Here is a 16,646-nt window from a genome sequence, read left to right on the forward strand (position 1 = left end):
GCGGGCGCTTCCGAAACGGATCCGGCGGGACTGGAGGCTGAGGCGGGGACGGTCGTCACGAGGCCGGTCCCCGCCGCCGGGCCGCGCGGGCCCGGGCGAAGCTCTCGGTCCCGAACGCCGCGCACAGGCTCGCCACGACGCCGATGCCCACCGCGGCGGCGACGCCCCGCAGCTTGCGGGTCCGCTGCGGCTCGGGGGTCGTCGCCGGCACCGCCTCGTAGGTGGTGATGTACGTCGCCTGGGGGGCCTTCACCGCCCGCTGCCGGTTGGCCAGTTCGAGCTTGACGCGCGCGAGGACCCGGTTCACGATCTCCCGCGCGCCGTCCGGCGACGGGCTCTCCCCCTCGACGAAGAGGTACGGGCCGGTGGCCAGCGACTCCAGGTTGTTGCTGCCGTTGGTGACCTTGTAGGAGGTGTCGGCGTCCTCGGCGACGCCCAGCTCGGCCGCCATGTCGGGTGTCGCCATCACCGCGATGAGGATCGAGGCCGAGACGTTCAGTCCCTGCTCGAAGTTGAGCATGGGGTTGGTCAGGCCGTTGGGGTAGCGCGGGTTGCTCGGCAGGCTCCCGCCGGTCACCGGCGTGGTCAGGATGAGGACCGCGCTGGAGATGTAGGTGGTGGGAATCGTCGAGTAGACGCCCGCCGCGATGGCGAGGGACAGCACGAAGGCCGGGGCGGCGGCGTACCAGCGCCGGAACAGGACGAGAACCGTCCCCCAGAAGTCCATGCGTTTCCTCTCGAACCGGGACGGCGGCGGGTGGCGTGGGGCCCCACCGGCTCGTCCCTCCTACTCCTCGCCGCGACCGCCGGCGCGCGTGAAGACGACCGTGTCCGTCGCCCGCTCACCGTGGTCGTCGTCGAGGTCCCCGTCGAAGTCCTCGGCGAAGTCCTCGTGGTCTCCACCGAGGCCCCCACGGCCCGCGTGGCCCCCGCCGGGAGGCTCAGGCGGTTCCTCCTCGTCCAGTACCACCACGAGCTGCGCGGGCTCGTCGTGGAACGGTCCTTCGGCGGAGCCGCGGACGTCCTCCGGCGGATACGGCGAGTACGGCGGGTACGGCGGATAAACGGTCAGGGACGGCTCCGCGCCGGCCACCGGGGCCGCCGCCTTCGGGGAGGGCGGGCCCGCGGAGAACGGGCCCGCGGGTGCGGCGGCACGGCGCCGTCTGCTCGCCCGCGCCTCCGTCACGCCGTACGCGACGCCGAAGCCGACGGTCAGCACCGCGAACAGCACCCCGCCCGCGGCCATCAGCTTGCTCGTGATCTTCGCTTCCGGGGTGGACGAGGGCACGACGTCGACGACCGAGATGAAGGTGGAACGCGGGGCCCTGAGCGCCTGCTGGCGGGTGAGCAGTTCCTTCCGGATGCGCTGCTTGGCCTTGAGGACCACGCTCTGGGCCTCGGCGGCGGACCGGCTCCGCACCTCCACGTAGACGAACGGGCCGTTGGTGCTGATGCCCAGCAGGTCCGGGTTGGTGCGTCCGTCATTGATCGTGATCTCGGTGGTGCCGCCCTGCACCAGGCCCAGTTCGGCCGCGACCTCGGGGGTGTTCATCGACAGGATGAGGATGCCGGCCGTGACACGCAGACCGTCACTGAACTGCAGCAGCGGGTTGGTCAGCCCGATCGGCCTGGTCGGGTCGGCCGGGAGCGTCCCGCCGGTCGCGGGGGTGGTCAGCACCATCGACGTGGTCGAGACGTAGGTGGTGGGCACGAGGTTGAACGCCAGCGCGGCGGCGACGAGCGACAGGACGAGCAGCGGGGGGCCGATGAATCTCCGTCTGACCAGAGCGAAAACGGCCTTCCAGAAATCCATAGGTCTCCGCCCCTATTTGTGCCGGGGCGTCACCGGGCCCCGAGACAATACAGTCACCAATCGGAAAACGCGGGTTCCTCGTTACGTCGGTCGGCTGGGAGACCATTCCGGTCGGCATCCCCTTCCCGGATGTTACGTCTGGCGACCATACAGCGATAGACCCGTCGACAGGCCAAAAAAGGCCCAGATAACGGGGCCGTGCCGCCCGAGACGGGGGTTGATCGGATGGGGGCCTCGCCCGGGGACGACCAGGACGGATCGACCGGGCCGGGTCCGGCCGGGGCGTCGGTGGCACCGGTCCGGGCGGTGAGCCGGGGAGGCCCGGGACCCTCGGAGGCCGCGACCCCCACGGAAGCCACGGAAGCCACGGAAGCCACGGAAGCCACGGCGGCCCGGCCCGGGGAACGCGGCCGGCTGCCGGGGCTCGACGGGATCCGCGGCGTGGCGGCCCTGTTCGTGCTGGTGCACCACTGCCGGCTGCTCGCCTTCCCCGGCTATCCCGCCGACACCGGGCCGGGCTGGCTCTCCTGGCTCGTCTACGGCCACTTCGCGGTGGTGGTGTTCATCGTCCTGTCGGGTTTCTCGCTGGCGGTCTCCCCGGCTCGGTCCGGGTGGCGGCTGGGCGGCGTGCGCCGGTTCGCCCGCCGCCGCGCCTGGCGCATCCTCCCGCCCTACTGGGCGGCCCTGGCCTTCAGCCTGGTGGTCGCCTGGACCCTGGTCCCCCAGCCCGGGGAAGGGACTCCCACCGCGAAGTCGGTACTGGTCTACGGCCTGTTGCTGCACGACGTCTTCGGCGCGCCGAGCCCCAACGGCGCCTTCTGGTCCATCGCCGTGGAGGCGCAGCTCTACCTGGTCTTCCCCCTCCTGCTGCTGGTGCTGCGCCGGGCCGGCGCGTTCGCGATGCTCGCGGCCGTCACCGCCGTCGTGGTGGCGGTCGGACTGCTCGCCCCCGTGTCGCACCCGGTGGGCCTGCTGCTCCGGCTGACCCCGCAGTTCGCCGGGCTGTTCGCGGCGGGTGTGGTCGCGGCGGGCGTCCTCGCCGCCGGGGAGCGCGTGCGGCGGTTCCCCTGGCACCGGGTGGCGGCGCTCGCCTGCGTCCCGGTGCTGGCGCTGGTCGTCGCGCGCGGCCCCGCCTGGACCGTGGAACGTTACTTCTGGGTCGATCTCGCGCTGGGTCCCGCCGTGGCCCTGCTGCTGGCGGGGGTGGCGACGGGCCGCCCGGCCGCGCTGGTACGGCTGCTGGACACGCGGCCGGTGCGGAGCCTGGGTTCCTTCTCCTACACGCTCTACCTGGTCCACGCGCCGATCGTCGTCACGATCCACCGGCTGGTCGTCGCCCCGCACGTGCCCGGCGGCGTCCCGGCGTTCCTGGTCACCCTCGCGGTGGCCGGGCCGGTGAGCCTGGTGGCGGCCCGCTCGTTCGCGGCGGTCTTCGAGCTGCCGTTCCAGCGTCACCGCGGCTGGCCCGCGCTGCGCGAGGCGATGCGGGGCCGGATGTCACGGGCGCGCGCGGCGCTGCGTCCCGCCCCCGAGCGCCCCTGACGCCTTCGTCCCGACCACCCCGCCGGTCCTTCCGGTCCGTCCCGCCGGTCCTTCCGGTCCGTCCCCGCGCCGAACGCACCCGGCGTCCTCGCCGGCCCGGACGAGCCCGCCGTACGGCGGCGCCGTCACGGGTGCGGGCCGGCCGCCGGACGCCCGGCGACCCGGCCGGAGGTGACCAGGTTCGCCGCCATCCGTGCGAGTCTGCGTCCACGCCGGGCCGCGACCACGCGCTGGCGGCGCGCGTACATCCGGTGCACGGCGGCCCGCGCGCGGCGGAGCCGGTCGTCGGTGAGGCCGCTCCGGTCGAGCCAGCGCAGCAGCTCGCGGTACTGCAGGGTGGAGGAGAACCGGGCCTGCCAGGCGGGCACGTCCAGCCGGCGGGCGATCGTCCCCATCCGCTCGTGCTTCCAGTTGCGGTGGGCGAGCAGCTCGGGCACGTGCCCCCACGGCCCGGCCAGCGCCAGCTTCGCCGCGAACACCTCGTCCTCCCGGAGCATGTTGCGCCGGGGGATGCCGACCGCGACGGAGCGGCGCATCAGCCCGTAGAGCGGGTCGATCAGCAGGTGGCTCTCGTTGAGCAGGCGCAGCATCTCGGCGAACCGCTCGACCGGGTCGTCGGAGCGCAGCCCGGTGCCCTCGTAGACGCCGGTCCGGGTGGTTCCGTCCGGGTCGGTGTAGGCGACCTGAGTGGTGACCAGGATGAGCCGCTCGTCCTCGGCGAAGGCCCGCAGCGACCGGGAGACGCATCCGGGCTCCAGCCGGTCGTCGTCGCCGACCCAGCGCAGGAACTCGCCCCGGGCGAGCCGCCCGACGCCGATGAAGTTGTTGAGCAGCCCCACGTTCTCCGGCTGCCGGTGGTAGACGATCCGGTCGTCGGCGCGCGCCAGCTCCCGGCAGATCTCCTCCGTGCCGTCCGTGGAGGCGTTGTCGCAGATCACCAGCTCGATGTCCGGATGGTCCTGGGCCAGCACCGACCGGACCACCCCCTCCAGCCGCGCGGCGCCGTTACGCACCGGCAGCCCGACGGACACCAGCGTGCCGGGACCGGTCATCGCTCCTCCTCAACTCGATGGGTTCGGGGCCCGGCGTCACCGGGCGGGGTCCGGGGGTTCGGCGTGGGTCAGGGGTCGGGCGTGGGCCGGCGCTCCCGGACGGGAGCCGGATGATCGGACGGGCTCGGCGTGGTCGGAGGGTTCGGCGTGGGCCGGCGTTCCCCGGCCCGGACGGCGGGACCCGGCGGCCGCCGGTCCGGCCACCCGGGCGGCGAGCCTTCCCAGCTCGGCCCGCGGCACGACGAGGAGCACGAAGACGAGCGTTCCCGCGCCACCCGCCACGCAGAGCCGTACGAACGGGACGTCCGGGGTGACGTGCGCCAGCGCGGTCATCACCGCCGCCGCCAGCGCGCCGCTCAGCAGCGGCCGCACCAGGGCGGAGGCGATCGGGGCGATGGCCACTCCGGCCCGGTGCAGGACGAGCGCGGTCAGCGGCAGCGCCACCAGCAGCGCGACCGCCGCGTGCGCGACCGCCGCCCCCCGGATGCCGTCCAGGCGCGCGCCCGCCATCAGGGCGGGCACCAGCACCACGGCCCAGCCCAGGTTGAGCCACACGGTGGACCGGGTCGCGCCCATGGCCGCAAGGATGTCCACCGCCAGGGCGGCCAGCATCCGCACGACCATGAGGATCGCGAGGAACCGCAGCACCTCGGCGGCGGGCGCCCAGCGCTCGCCGTACAGGAGGACCACCACCGAGGGGGCGAGCGTGCCGAGCACCACGGCGATCGGCAGGACGACGGAGACCAGCAGCGGTACGGCCCGCCCCACCCCCCGCGACAGCGACTCCCGGTCCTCCTCGGCCAGCCGGGAGAAGCCGGGCAGCGCGACGTAGCGGATGGCGGTGCCGACCAGGCCGGGCACCCAGCTGGAGATGTTGAAGGCCAGCAGGTAGAAGCCGAGCGGGGCGGCGCCGAGGGTGTCGCCGACGATGACGGAGTCGGCGTTCAGCAGCACCCCCTCGATGCCCAGGCTGACGCACAGGGGGAGTCCGAACACCAGGAGCCGGCCGGCGGCCGCGCGGTCCAGCCCGACGCTGATCCGCACCCGGGCGAAGACGACCACCAGCACCCCGGTGACGGCGGCGCCGGCGAGCTGGCCCCAGGCGAAGCTGTAGGCGCCGGCGCCCGCGGCGGCGAGCCCGATGGTCACCGGGGCGTTCACGCAGAAGCCCGCCAGGTTGGCCCGGGTGAGCCGGTCCTGCTGGAACCTGCGCATCAGCGCCGCGCTGCGCACGGCGGTCAGGCCGTAGACGAGGTTGGTGGCGCTGAGCACCCGGATCACCCCGGTGGCGCCCTCGTTGCCGGACATCTCCGCGAAGTACGGCGCGACCACCCAGAAGACCCCGTACAGGGCGACGCTTGAGGCGATGGCCACGACGGTCGCGGTGGGCGCGATGTCCTCCAGCCGGCCCCGCCACTGCACGACGGCCGCGATGACGCCCGCGTCGTTGACGTAGAGGACGAACTGGCTTGCGGCCAGCGCGATGGCGTAGACGCCGAAGTCCTCGGGCACCAGCAGGCGGGCGAGGACGAGGCTCATGGTGAACGAGCCGGCCTTCATCACCAGGTTGCCGAGCACGCTCCAGCGCAGCCCGCGCCCCGCCTGCCTTCCGATCTGCCCGGCCTGGCCGCCGCCCGGATCCGCAGTGTCCGAACCGGGGTGAACCTCCTCCCGGAGCGCGGGGCCGCCGTCCGAGTCCGCGGCTCCGCCGGGCCGCCCGGGGGCGACGCCGGTGGCCGGCGTCGCGCCCTGACCGTCTTCCATCTCTCGCCTCTCACCGTCCGCCCACCGGCCGACGCCCTTCTCCGGCGTACGGCGGGCCAGGCGGATCGCTCCCGGGCCGGTTCCTCGCAGGCCGACCCCTTTCCGATCGGATCCTCCCGGCCTGTTCCTCCCAGGCCGGTTCCTCCCAGGCCGGTCCCTCACGGGCCGGTCCCTCTCAGGCGGGTTCCTCGACCCGTTCCAGCCAGATCTCCCGCCAGAACGGGATGAACGCCCGGGGGCAGCTCACGGTGTAGGCGCCCGCGCAGACGATGCCCTCGAGGACGATGCAGGGGCTCTTCATCGTGAGCATCCGGCCGGTCCGCTCGTCGATGCAACGGTCCACCCGGGACAGCACCCGCGCGGTCCGCCCGCAGTACCGCGACATCTCCTCGTCGAACCCCATCCCCCGGTTGAGCCGGTCCTGGTTGAGGGTCCTGAGGATCTCCGCCTTCGACTTGATCCGGACGAGCTCGCCCGGTCGCAGGCCGAGGGTGGCGCCCGGCGTCGCGCCGGTGAGCCGCCCCGCGACGAACCCCCACCGCATGCCGTCCCGGAACCGCAGCCATCGGGGCAGCTTCCGGCTGCGGTCCTGGACCCGGTTGAAGATCCCGATGAGGAGGGCGCGGAGCACGAACAGCGGTCCCGCGTTGCCGGTGCGCACGTCCATGACGTACTGCCGGACGTCCTTGAGCGGCAGGCAGGACGGCGCGGCGCGCAGCATCTCGGTCCCCTGGCAGGAGAACCGTTCCTCACCGTCGGGACCCGGCTCCTTCCTGGCGGCCGCCTCAAGGAGCGGCAGCAGGCGACGCCCCGGCGCGGGACCGGGCGGCACGGCCGGCCCCGAAGCGGCCCCGGACGGCGCGGGCCCGGACGGCACGTCCGAGCCCAGGGCGCCGAGCGCGGCGAAGGAGCCGTCCCCCCGCTCCGGTACGGCGGCGCCGGGCGAGGCCCCCACCGGATCGGCGGGGGCCCCCGGTTCCGGAGGGGCGTCGGGGTCGATCCGTCTGAGCCACGCCTCCTTCCAGTACATGAGGCAGGCCGTCTGGCAGCCGCCGTGCGCGCCGCCGTCGCAGCGCGCGCCGGTGAGGTGGACGGCGCGCTCCATCCGCCGCATGCCGCTGCGGCCGATGGTGTCGCACACCTTGTGCGCCACCTTGTGCACGGTGAGCCGCCGCCCGCAGTAGGCCAGCATCTCCGGCATGAAGGGCAGGCCCTCCAGCTCGCCCCGCTCGTCCAGCGTGGCCAGGATCTCGGCCTCGCCGCGCACCTCCACCAGATCCCCCACCCGGAGGCCGAGGGCGCCCGCGTCCGGGGCGGTCCGTGTCGCCGTCATCCCAGCTCCTTGAGCAGTCCGGCGTCGCGGAGGTCCCGCGCCGCGTCCTCCACCACGTGGAACGGCAGGCCGGACCGTTCCGCGACGTCCAGCAGGCCGTGGTCGCCGTCCGAGAGGTTCAGCACCCACAGCATCGCCATCTGCGCCTGTTTCGCGTCACTTCGCCCGCCCAGCGAGCCGTACAGGCCCCTCCTGCCGAGCTGCGGCTCGCCGTACGGGCTGAGGTTGAGGTACCGGCGGTCGCCCTCCAGCACCCGGGTGATCTCCCAGCAGGCTTCGAGGGTGTCGGCCATGGCCTCCGGCGTCACGAAGCCGGGGTCGTCGCCCGAGGTGTGGTACTCGGGGTAGCCGGCGTACGGCGTGCGGGTCAGGCAGCCCACCGGCAGGTCGAACCCCGGGGAGCAGAACTGCCGTTCGTCGTAGCCGTACGGGGAGAAGTCCACGACCTCGTGGGGCCGGTCCGAGGCACGCAGCACGTGGGCCGCGGCCCGGTCCACGGCGGCGCCGCCCCGCCTGCTGCGCTTGTAGGTCAGGTGGCCGCGGTCCCCGGCGCAGGCCAGCACGAGGCCGTGCCGGATGTTTCCGGCGCGCTCGCGGTTGAGGGCCAGCCAGGTGATCGCGCCGATGGTGCCGGGCGCGAACAGGAAGCGGTAGGTGTGGCGGGGGTCGGTCCCGGCCAGCCGCCGGGCGAGGCGGGTGGCCACCGCGATGCCCGCGAGGTTGTCGTTAGCCAGCGACGGGTGGCACACGTGGCAGGAGACGAGCACCTCCTCGGAGGTGCGGCCGGGCACCACGTGCTCGCCGTAGGTGAGGTGGCCGTCGGCGAGGGTCGAGTCGATCCGGACCTCGTAGCGGCCCTCCGGCAGGGCCGCGAGCGTGTCCTCCGGAAGGCAGAAGCCCCAGGTCTCGGCGTAGTAGCTGGTGCGGTACGGGGTCAGGCCGGGCTGCTCGGGCAGCGTGTGCAGGTGGGGGCGCAGCTCGGCGAGGGTCATGGAGGCCGACACCGGGACGCTGTATCCGACCACGTGCAGGTTCGACGCGGCGAAGTCGACGACCCTCCTGCCGGAGGCGTCCTTGACGTAGGCGTCGCGGATGTTCCACTCCTTCGGCACGGTCCAGTCGAGGACCTGCGTCCCCGTCGGGACCTCGCGGATCCGGAGCGGGACGCTCTCGCCGACGATGTCCAGGGTCCGGCGCACGCCGTCGCCGGTGATGCTCCGGCACAACGGATAGAGCCGCTCGACCAGGGCGTGCATCTCCCGGCCCTCGTCCCCGGCCGTGCCGGGTGCGTCCGGCCGGGCCGGTCCCGCCGGATCGGATGAGCCGGTCCGGGTCGTTCCGGCCGTCCCCCCCTCGTCGTCGGCCTCCCGCCGGGTTTCGGGCCCGGCGGTTCCGGGGGCTCCAGGGGTTTCGGGCCCGGCGGTTCCGGGGGCTCCGGGCCCGGAGGTTCCGGCGGTCATCGGCGGCCGTCCCTCGGCCGGAGCGCGTCGCCGGCGACCGGCCGGAGCGTGTCGTCGACGGTGCCGGCCGTCCGCCGGTCCGCCAGCCGGGACAGGCGGGTGAAGCGCCGCTGGAAGTCGTGCCCCGTCAGGCCGTGCCGCTCGTAGGACTCCACCAGCTCGGCCGCGCCCGCCTTGACCGTCCAGCGCGCCTGGTAGCCGGGCAGCGCGGCGCGCACCCGGGAGAAGTCGACCCGGTAGGACCGCGGGTCCGCCCCGGCCTCGCCGGTGATCACCAGCCGGGAGCCGGGCACCGCCTCGGCGACCTCGGCGGCGATCTCCGACACCCGCACGTTGTTCTGCTCGGTGCCCACGTTGAACGCCCTGGCGTGCACCGCGTCCCTGGGGGCCGTCAGCGCCAGGACGAAGGCGTCGGCGATGTCGCGGGCGTGCACCAGCGGCCGCCACGGGGTGCCGTCGGACAGCACCCGGACCTCCCCGGTCAGCAGCGCGTGCCCCACGAGGTTGTTCAGCACGATGTCGGCCCGCAGCCGGGGCGAGAAGCCGAACGCGGTGGCGTTGCGCAGGAACACCGGGCTGAAGTCGCCGTCGGCCAGCTCGGCCAGGTCGTCCTCGACGCGGACCTTGGACTCGGCGTACGGGGTCACCGGGCGCAGCGGCGCGTCCTCGCCGACCAGGTCGTCGCCGCCGGAGGCGCCGTAGACCGAGCAGGTGGAGGCGTACAGGAACCGCCGCACGCCCGCGTCGCGGGCCAGCCGGGCCAGCCGTACCGACGCGTGGTGGTTGATCTCGTAGGTCAGCTCCGGCGCCAGCGAGCCGAGCGGGTCGTTGGACAGCGCGGCCAGGTGGATCACAGCGTCCACCCCGGCCAGTTGTGCGGCGGTGACGTCCCGCAGGTCGGTCAGGTGCCCGCCCGGGTCGGCGGGCGCGGGGCCCAGGACGCAGTCGGCGAACAGCCCGGAGTCCAGGCCGGTGACCTCGTGACCCGCCCCGGCCAGCGCCGGGGCCATCACGCTCCCCAGGTATCCCTGATGCCCGGTCAGCAGCACCCGCATCGCGTCTCTCCTCCAGCCAGATCAAGGGTCAGCTTGTTTACGTGGAACGCCTCGGCGTAGCGGGCGTGGCATTCGATCCCGCGGATGCGGGCCAGGCCGAGGAACGCCTCCCTGTCGTACCAGGGCCGCCGGCGCTGGGAGGGGTAGTGCTCGTGCAGCAGGGACGCCTTCGCCTCGGCGACCTCCGGGGCGAGCGGCTGGTAGACCGACGGCCGCCCGAGGTCGCCGTCCCATTTGACGATCTCGTAGCCGAGCACCTGGTGGTCGCGGAAGGCCGTGGGCACGAGCTTCGCCAGGCCCCGGTGGTCCTGGTGGGCGTCGCCGGGGTGCGGCGCGAACAGCAGGTCGGGGTCGGTCCGCGCGCGCAGGTCCTCGACCGCGTCCTTGGCCTCGTCCCAGTGCGCGGGCAGCCGCCCGTCGGGCAGTTTCAGCACGGTCAGCCGCAGGTCCGCGCCGGGGCAGAAGGCCGCGAGGGCGGCGTGCTCCTCGTCCTCCCGCTCGGTGCCGCCGCCGGAGAGCACCAGCGCGTCCACCCGCAGGCCGGGGCGGGCCGTACAGAGGGTGAGCAGGGTGCCGCCGGCGCCGATGGCGAGGTCGTCGCAGTGCGCGGCGAGCAGGGCGATCGCGCCGTGGCCCGGCGGCGTCCGGAATCCGATCACGGGGTCCGCGCCTCCGGTACGGTCCCGGCGGCCGGCCCCTCCGGGGCCTCGGCGGCCGTACCGGCTGTGGCTCCGACCCCCGCCGGCACGGCCGCCGCGGCCCGTGGGACCGTTCCCGGCGGAGGCGGCGGCGTGCCGGGTTCGCGCTCCCACAGCGCCCACGGCCGATCGCCCCGCGAGTACGCCTCGTCCAGGGCGACCCGCTCCCGCACCGTGTCGGTCGGCCGCCAGTAGCCGCGGTGCGGGTAGGCGAGCAGCCGGCCGCGCTTGGCCAGCTCGGCGCAGCCGTCCGTGACGAGGTCGCCGCCCGGCGGGATGTGGTCGAAGACCTCCTGCCGGAGCACGAAGTACCCGCCGTTCACCCACAGCGGCATCCGGCTGACCGGGGTGATGCCGCCGACCAGCCCGCGCTCGCCCATCTCCACGCAGTGGAAGGTGTCCGCCGGCGGGACGACCATCATCGAGGCGCCCGCGCCGGAGGCGGTGAAGCGGTCGATGATCTCCGGCAGCGGCGCGTCGGTGAGGACGTCGGCGTAGTTGGCGAGGAACATGTCGTCGCCGCCGAGGTGGTCGCGGACCCGGCGCAGCCGTTCGCCGATGGGCGAGTCGATGCCGGTCTGCACGAACGAGATCGACCACTCGGAGATGTCGGTGGACAGCAGCTCGACCCGGCCGCCGCGCAGCACGAAGTCGTTGGAGGTGGTCTCCTCGTAGTTCAGGAAGAAGTCCTTGATGTGGTGTGCGCCGTAGCCCAGGCACAGGACGAACTCGGTGTGCCCGAAGTGCGCGTAGTACCGCATCACATGCCAGATGAGCGGGCGGGGACCCACGAGCTGCATGGGCTTGGGCACGTCACCGGGAGTCCCGCTGCGCATCCGCGTGCCGTACCCGCCGCAGAAGAGGACGACCTTCACGGCTTCACCTCGACGATCTCCAGTCTCGGGATGGGGAAGACCAGCCGGCCGCCCCACTCGCCGACGAAGGACAGCTGGCCGGTGAGCTCCTCGCGCAGGTTCCACGGCAGGACCAGCACGTAGTCGGGCCGGTCCTCGGCGATCCGCTCGGGCGGGTGGATCGGGATCCGCGCGCCCGGGGTGAACCTGCCGTGCTTGTAGGGGTTGCGGTCGACGGTGTAGCGGAGCAGGTCGGGGCGGACGCCGCAGTGGTTGAGCAGCGTGTTGCCCTTGCCCGGCGCGCCGTACCCGACGACCGTGCGGCCCTCCTCCGCGGCCCGCAGCAGGAACCCCAGCAGGTCGCGCCGGACGCGGGCCACCCGGTCGGCGAACTCGGCGTACCCGGCCAGCTCGTGCAGGCCGGCGGCCTTCTCCTCGGCGAGCGCCTCGGCCACCCGCTCCGACGGCTCGCCCGCCGCCTCCTCGGGGCGGGCCCACAGCCGGATCGAGCCCCCGTGGGTCGGCAGCCGCTCGACGTCCACCAGGGCCAGCCCGCCCGAGGCCAGGGCGCGGCGGGCGGAGGCGACCGTGTAGTACTGGAAGTGCTCGTGGTAGATCGTGTCGTACTGGTTCAGCTCCATCAGCGTCAGCAGGTGCTGCACCTCGATCGAGACCCACCCGTCTTCGGCGACGAGCGCGCGCAGGCCCCTGGTGAAGCCGACGACGTCGGGGATGTGGGCGTAGACGTTGTTGGCCACGACGAGGTCGGCCGGCCCGTGCCCGGCGCGCACCTCCGCGCCGGTCTCCGGGCCGAGGAACGCCTCCATCGTCGGCACGCCGCGCTCCCTGGCCGCCCGCCCGACGTTCGCCGACGGCTCGACGCCCAGGCAGCGGATGCCCCGGTCGACCACGTGCCGCAGCAGGTAGCCGTCGTTGCTCGCCACCTCGACGACGAACGAGCCGCCGTCCAGCCCCAGCCGCTCCGCCGCGTCGTCCACGAACCGCCGCGCGTGCTCCACCCACGACGTCGAGTAGGACGAGAAGTAGGCGTACTCGGTGAAGGTGTCCTCGGGGGTGATCAGCGGCGGGATCTGCGCCAGCCAGCAGACGGTGCACACCCGCAGGTGCAGCGGGTAGGTCGGCTCCGGCTCGTCGAGCCGGTCGGCGGTCAGGAACCGCTCGCAGGGCGGCGTCGCCCCCAGGTCGACGACGCCGGCGAGGCTCGTCGAACCGCACAGCCGGCAGGTTGTCATTCGTTACGCTCCCTCGCCGCCTGACGCGGCTCGACCGATGTTCGCCAAGATCACTTCAGCGGGCGGGGACCCTTGAATTTCGCCCGTTTCCTCCGCCGCGTTACACCGCCGTGGCATGCTTCGGCCCATGAAGCCGCTGAGCATCGACGGCGCGTGGGTCCATGCGCCGCGGGTCCACGCCGACCGGCGCGGCACGTTCGCCGAGGTCTTCCTCTCCGACGGCCTGCGGGAGGCGACCGGGCGCGGACTCGGCCTGGCCCAGGCCAACTGCTCCGTCTCCCGGCGCGGGGTGGTGCGGGGCGTCCACTTCGCGGACGTGCCGCCCGGCCAGGCGAAGTACCTCACGTGCGTCTCCGGGGCCGTCCTGGACGTGGTGGTGGACATCCGGGTGGGTTCGCCCACCTTCGGCCGGTGGGAGACGGTGCGCCTGGACGAGGAGTCGCGGCGCGGCCTGTACGTCGCCGAGGGGCTGGGCCACGGCTTCATGGCGCTCACCGAGGAGGCCACGGTCGTCTACCTGTGCTCGGAGCCCTACACCCCGGCCCGCGAGCACGGCGTCCACCCGCTCGACCCGGCCGTCGGCATCGAGTGGCCGGCCGGCGTGGAGCCGATCCTGTCGGACAAGGACGCCGCCGCGCCCACCCTCGCCGAGGCGCTCGCGGCGGGTCTGCTGCCCCGCTACGAGACCTGCGTGGCGCACTACCGCCGCCTGGCCGCCGTGGACCGTGCCACCGCCGCGGACGGGGCCGCCCGGGTTCCGGACCCGTACGGCCCCGCCCCGGACGCCGCCCCCGGCCTCCCCGTCGTGGGCGGCGCCGGCGGCCCTAGCCTCTGACCAGCACATCGGACTCCCGCAGCGCCTTCCGCCAGTGCCGCAGCGGCGGCAGCCCCGCCCGCCGCCAGCGGTCGTGTCCCAGCACTCCGTAGGCCGGTCGCCGCGCCGGACGGGGGAACTCCCCGGCCGTGACCGGGTTGACCCGCGCCGGGTCCGCGCCGGCCAGCTCGAAGATCTCCCGGGCGAAGCCGTACCAGCTCGTGGCTCCGGATCCGGTGGCGTGGTAGACGCCCGGCGGGGCGTCCGAGCGGCCGAGCGCGGCGATCCCGGCCGCGAGGTCGCCGGCCCAGGTCGGCTGGCCGAACTGGTCGGCCACGACGTCCACGACCGGCCGTGCCCGCTCCGCCGCGAGGATCGCGCGGACGAAGTTCCGGCCGGCCCCGCCGTACAGCCAGGCGGTCCGCACGACGTAGCCGGAGTCGGGGAGCGTCTCCAGCACCGCGCGCTCGCCCGCGAGCTTGGTGCGCCCGTAGGCGTTGACCGGCCCGGTCGGGGCGTCCTCGGGATAGGGGGCGTGGGCGGAGCCGTCGAAGACGTAGTCGGTGGACGGCTGGACCAGCCGCGCGCCGGCCGTCCGGCACGCCTCGGCCAGCGCCCGTACGCCGTGCCCGTTGACGGCCAGCGCCTCGGCCTCGCGGGTCTCGGCGTCGTCCACCGCGGTCCACGCGGCGCAGTTCACCACGACGTCGGGCCGCAGGTCCGGCACCAGGCGGTGTACGGCGTGCGTGTCGCGCAGGTCGAGGCCGGCCCTGCCGAGCGCGACGACGTCCTCGCCGTCGGCGGAAAGGCGGCGCAGCAGCTCGGTGGCGAGCATGCCGGAGGCGCCGGTGACCAGCCAGCGGGTCACGCGTCCCCCTCGCCCGGCGCGGTCACCGCGAGACCCCGGGGAACCTCGCGGGTCTCGCCGCCTGACGCGACCCCGAGGGCGGGCCGGGGCTCCCCGCGGCGCTCCTCCACGGCGGCCTTCCACCAGTCGGGGTTGTCGGTGTACCAGCGGACGGTGTCGGCCAGCCCCCGGTCGAACGGCACGGCCGGGCGGTAACCGAGGGCGCGCAGCCTCGCGTCGTCCAGCGAGTAGCGGCGGTCGTGCCCCTTGCGGTCGGTGACGCGCTCGACCATGTCCCATCCGGCGTCGCAGGCCGCGAGCAGCCGCTCGGTGAGCTCGACGTTGTTCAGCTCCGCCGTACCGGCGATGTGGTAGACCTCGCCGGGCTCGCCGCGCTCGGCCACCAGGCGGATGCCCGCGCAGTGGTCGGCGACGTGGATCCAGTCGCGCACGTTGCCGCCGTCGCCGTACAGGGGCACCTTCAGGCCGCGCAGCAGGTTGGTCACGAAGAGGGGGATCACCTTCTCCGGGTACTGGTAGGGGCCGTAGTTGTTGCCGCAGCGGGTGACCGACACCGGCAGGCCGTAGGTGACGGCGTAGGCGAGCGCGATCATGTCGCCGCCCGCCTTGGCCGCCGCGTACGGCGAGCGGGGCCGCAGCGGCGCTGACTCGTCCCAGGAGCCGCTGTCGATCGACCCGTACACCTCGTCGGTGGACACCTGCACCACCCGCGGGACGCCCGCTTCCAGGCACGCCTGCATCAGCGTCTGCGTGCCGAGGACGTTGGTCCGGGTGAACTCGGCCGGCCCCTCGATCGACCGGTCCACGTGGGACTCGGCGGCGAAGTTGACCACGAGGTCGTGGCCCGGCACGACCTCCGCCAGGAGCGCGGCGTCGCAGACGTCGCCGCGCACGAAGTCGTGCGGGACGTCGCGCAGGTTCGCCGGGTTGCCGGCGTAGGTCAGCTTGTCGAGGACCGTCACGGCGACGCCGTCCGCGGCGAGCGAGCGGGCGAAGTGGGAGCCGATGAACCCGGCGCCGCCGGTGACCAGGACACGGCGGAACACGCGGGCGGCGGTGCGACCGGAGTCTGTCATGAAATTATCTGCACCTTGCTGTGATCGCCCAGCACGAGGCGGTGGGCTCGGGGGATGGCGGGGGCCGGGGTGACCTCGACGTCGTGGCCGATGAGGGACGCCTCGATGCGGGAGACCCCGCGGATCGAGGACCTGGGCAGCACGATCGAGTACTCGATCTCGCTGCCGGAGATCAGGCAGCCGGCCGCGATGGAGGTGAAGGGGCCGACGTAGCTGTCCACGACGCGGGTCCCGGCGCCGATGACGGCCGGGCCGACGATGCGCGACCGCTCCACCACGGCGCCCGCCTCGACGGCGACCCGGCCGATCAGCTCGCTGGCGGCGTCCGCCCGGCCGTCCACCCGGGGCTCCAGCGACTCCAGGACCAGCCGGTTGACCTCCAGCATGTCGGTGACGTTGCCGGTGTCCTTCCAGTAGCCGGTGATGACGGTGGAGGAGACGCGCCTTCCCTCCTCGATCAGCCACTGGATCGCGTCGGTGATCTCCAGCTCGCCCCGCCACGACGGCTTGAGCCCGGCCACCGCGTCGTGGATCGCGGGTGTGAAGAGGTAGACGCCGACGAGCGCGAGGTCGCTCTTGGGGTCGGCGGGCTTCTCCTCCAGCCCGACGACGCGGCCGGCGGCGTCCAGCTCGGCCACGCCGAACTGCCGGGGGTCGCCGACGCGGGTGAGCATGATCTGGGCGTCCGGCCGTTCGCGGGCGAACCGCGCCACGATGTCGTCGATGCCGCCGACGACGAAGTTGTCGCCGAGGTACATGACGAAGTCGTCGCCGCCGAGGTAGTCGCGGGCGATCAGCACGGCGTGGGCGAGACCCAGCGGTGCCTCCTGCCGCAGGTAGGTCACCTCCAGGCCGAACGCCGAGCCGTCGCCGACCGCCGCCTCGATCTCGGCCTGCGTGTCGCCCACGACGATCCCGACCTCGCGGATCCCGGCGGCTCCGATGGCCTCCAGGCCGTAGAACAGGACGGGCTTGTTGGCGACCGGGACGAGCTGCTTGGCGGAGGTGTGGGTGATCGGCCGCAGCCTGGTGCCCGACCCTCCGGCGAGCAGGAGTGCTTTCAC

At 74.0% G+C, this 16,646-nt stretch carries 15 protein-coding genes; 2 read left to right on the plus strand and 13 right to left on the minus strand.

Annotation, left to right across the window (positions count from 1 at the left end):
* Positions 1-55: 55 nt before the first annotated feature.
* Together ACFYSC_RS18500 and ACFYSC_RS18505 are read right to left on the minus strand one after the other, a co-directional pair.
* Positions 56-727, minus strand: coding sequence for a hypothetical protein (locus tag ACFYSC_RS18500; protein WP_389962661.1), 672 nt, complete (start codon positions 725-727; stop codon positions 56-58).
* Between the two features lie 60 nt (positions 728-787).
* A complete protein-coding gene (locus ACFYSC_RS18505; protein ID WP_389962664.1) occupies positions 788-1,813 on the minus strand; it encodes a hypothetical protein in 1,026 nt (341 codons plus the stop codon).
* 414 nt (positions 1,814-2,227) lie between these two features.
* Between ACFYSC_RS18505 and ACFYSC_RS18510 the strand changes: the two genes are divergently transcribed.
* The gene (locus ACFYSC_RS18510; RefSeq protein ID WP_389962763.1) at positions 2,228-3,355 is read left to right on the plus strand and encodes an acyltransferase family protein; all 1,128 of its coding nucleotides are present in this window, start codon (positions 2,228-2,230) and stop codon (positions 3,353-3,355) included.
* Positions 3,356-3,480: 125 nt separating this feature from the next.
* Here ACFYSC_RS18510 and ACFYSC_RS18515 read toward each other — a convergent pair whose 3' ends face one another.
* From ACFYSC_RS18515 to ACFYSC_RS18550, 8 genes are all read right to left on the minus strand, one after another.
* Positions 3,481-4,407, minus strand: coding sequence for a glycosyltransferase family 2 protein (locus ACFYSC_RS18515; RefSeq protein ID WP_389962667.1), 927 nt, complete (start codon positions 4,405-4,407; stop codon positions 3,481-3,483).
* A gap of 36 nt (positions 4,408-4,443) precedes the next feature.
* Positions 4,444-6,171, minus strand: a complete 1,728-nt coding sequence (locus tag ACFYSC_RS18520) for an oligosaccharide flippase family protein (RefSeq protein ID WP_389962669.1) — start codon at positions 6,169-6,171, stop codon at positions 4,444-4,446.
* Between the two features lie 175 nt (positions 6,172-6,346).
* On the minus strand, positions 6,347-7,504 hold the full coding sequence (locus ACFYSC_RS18525) for a hypothetical protein (RefSeq protein ID WP_389962672.1): 1,158 nt from the start codon (positions 7,502-7,504) through the stop codon (positions 6,347-6,349).
* A complete protein-coding gene (locus ACFYSC_RS18530) occupies positions 7,501-8,760 on the minus strand; it encodes a DUF4910 domain-containing protein (RefSeq protein ID WP_389962675.1) in 1,260 nt (419 codons plus the stop codon). The genes ACFYSC_RS18525 and ACFYSC_RS18530 overlap by 4 nt, the downstream gene beginning before the upstream one ends.
* Positions 8,761-8,960: 200 nt before the next feature.
* The gene (locus tag ACFYSC_RS18535) at positions 8,961-10,019 is read right to left on the minus strand and encodes an NAD-dependent epimerase/dehydratase family protein (protein ID WP_389962678.1); all 1,059 of its coding nucleotides are present in this window, start codon (positions 10,017-10,019) and stop codon (positions 8,961-8,963) included.
* Positions 10,004-10,678 carry a PIG-L deacetylase family protein gene (locus tag ACFYSC_RS18540; RefSeq protein WP_389962681.1) on the minus strand — a complete coding sequence of 225 codons (675 nt, stop codon included), beginning with the start codon at positions 10,676-10,678 and terminating at the stop codon, positions 10,004-10,006. Before ACFYSC_RS18540 ends, ACFYSC_RS18535 begins: the two co-directional genes overlap by 16 nt.
* Entirely contained in the window at positions 10,675-11,592 is a 918-nt protein-coding gene (locus ACFYSC_RS18545; protein ID WP_389962684.1) for a sugar phosphate nucleotidyltransferase, read from the minus strand. The genes ACFYSC_RS18540 and ACFYSC_RS18545 overlap by 4 nt, the downstream gene beginning before the upstream one ends.
* Entirely contained in the window at positions 11,589-12,824 is a 1,236-nt protein-coding gene (locus tag ACFYSC_RS18550) for a methyltransferase domain-containing protein (protein WP_389962687.1), read from the minus strand. Before ACFYSC_RS18550 ends, ACFYSC_RS18545 begins: the two co-directional genes overlap by 4 nt.
* Positions 12,825-12,951: 127 nt before the next feature.
* Between ACFYSC_RS18550 and rfbC the strand changes: the two genes are divergently transcribed.
* On the plus strand, positions 12,952-13,659 hold the full coding sequence (gene rfbC / locus ACFYSC_RS18555) for a dTDP-4-dehydrorhamnose 3,5-epimerase (RefSeq protein WP_389962690.1): 708 nt from the start codon (positions 12,952-12,954) through the stop codon (positions 13,657-13,659).
* On the opposite strand, the gene rfbD is transcribed toward rfbC, so the two are convergent.
* Genes rfbD through ACFYSC_RS18570 form a run of 3 tightly spaced genes read right to left on the minus strand, consistent with a single transcriptional unit; the run spans position 13,649 to position 16,646 of the window.
* Positions 13,649-14,506, minus strand: coding sequence for a dTDP-4-dehydrorhamnose reductase (gene rfbD, locus ACFYSC_RS18560; RefSeq protein WP_389962693.1), 858 nt, complete (start codon positions 14,504-14,506; stop codon positions 13,649-13,651). The two genes, rfbC and rfbD, sit on opposite strands and share 11 nt — an antisense overlap.
* On the minus strand, positions 14,503-15,582 hold the full coding sequence (gene rfbB, locus ACFYSC_RS18565; protein ID WP_389962696.1) for a dTDP-glucose 4,6-dehydratase: 1,080 nt from the start codon (positions 15,580-15,582) through the stop codon (positions 14,503-14,505). The genes rfbD and rfbB overlap by 4 nt, the downstream gene beginning before the upstream one ends.
* Positions 15,579-16,646 (minus strand): glucose-1-phosphate thymidylyltransferase, encoded by a 1,068-nt coding sequence (locus ACFYSC_RS18570; RefSeq protein WP_389962699.1) that lies wholly within the window; start codon positions 16,644-16,646, stop codon positions 15,579-15,581. The genes rfbB and ACFYSC_RS18570 overlap by 4 nt, the downstream gene beginning before the upstream one ends.

Origin of the sequence: Streptosporangium sp. NPDC004379, assembly GCF_042873875.1 — a bacterium.
Classification (GTDB): Bacteria; Actinomycetota; Actinomycetes; order Streptosporangiales; family Streptosporangiaceae; genus Streptosporangium.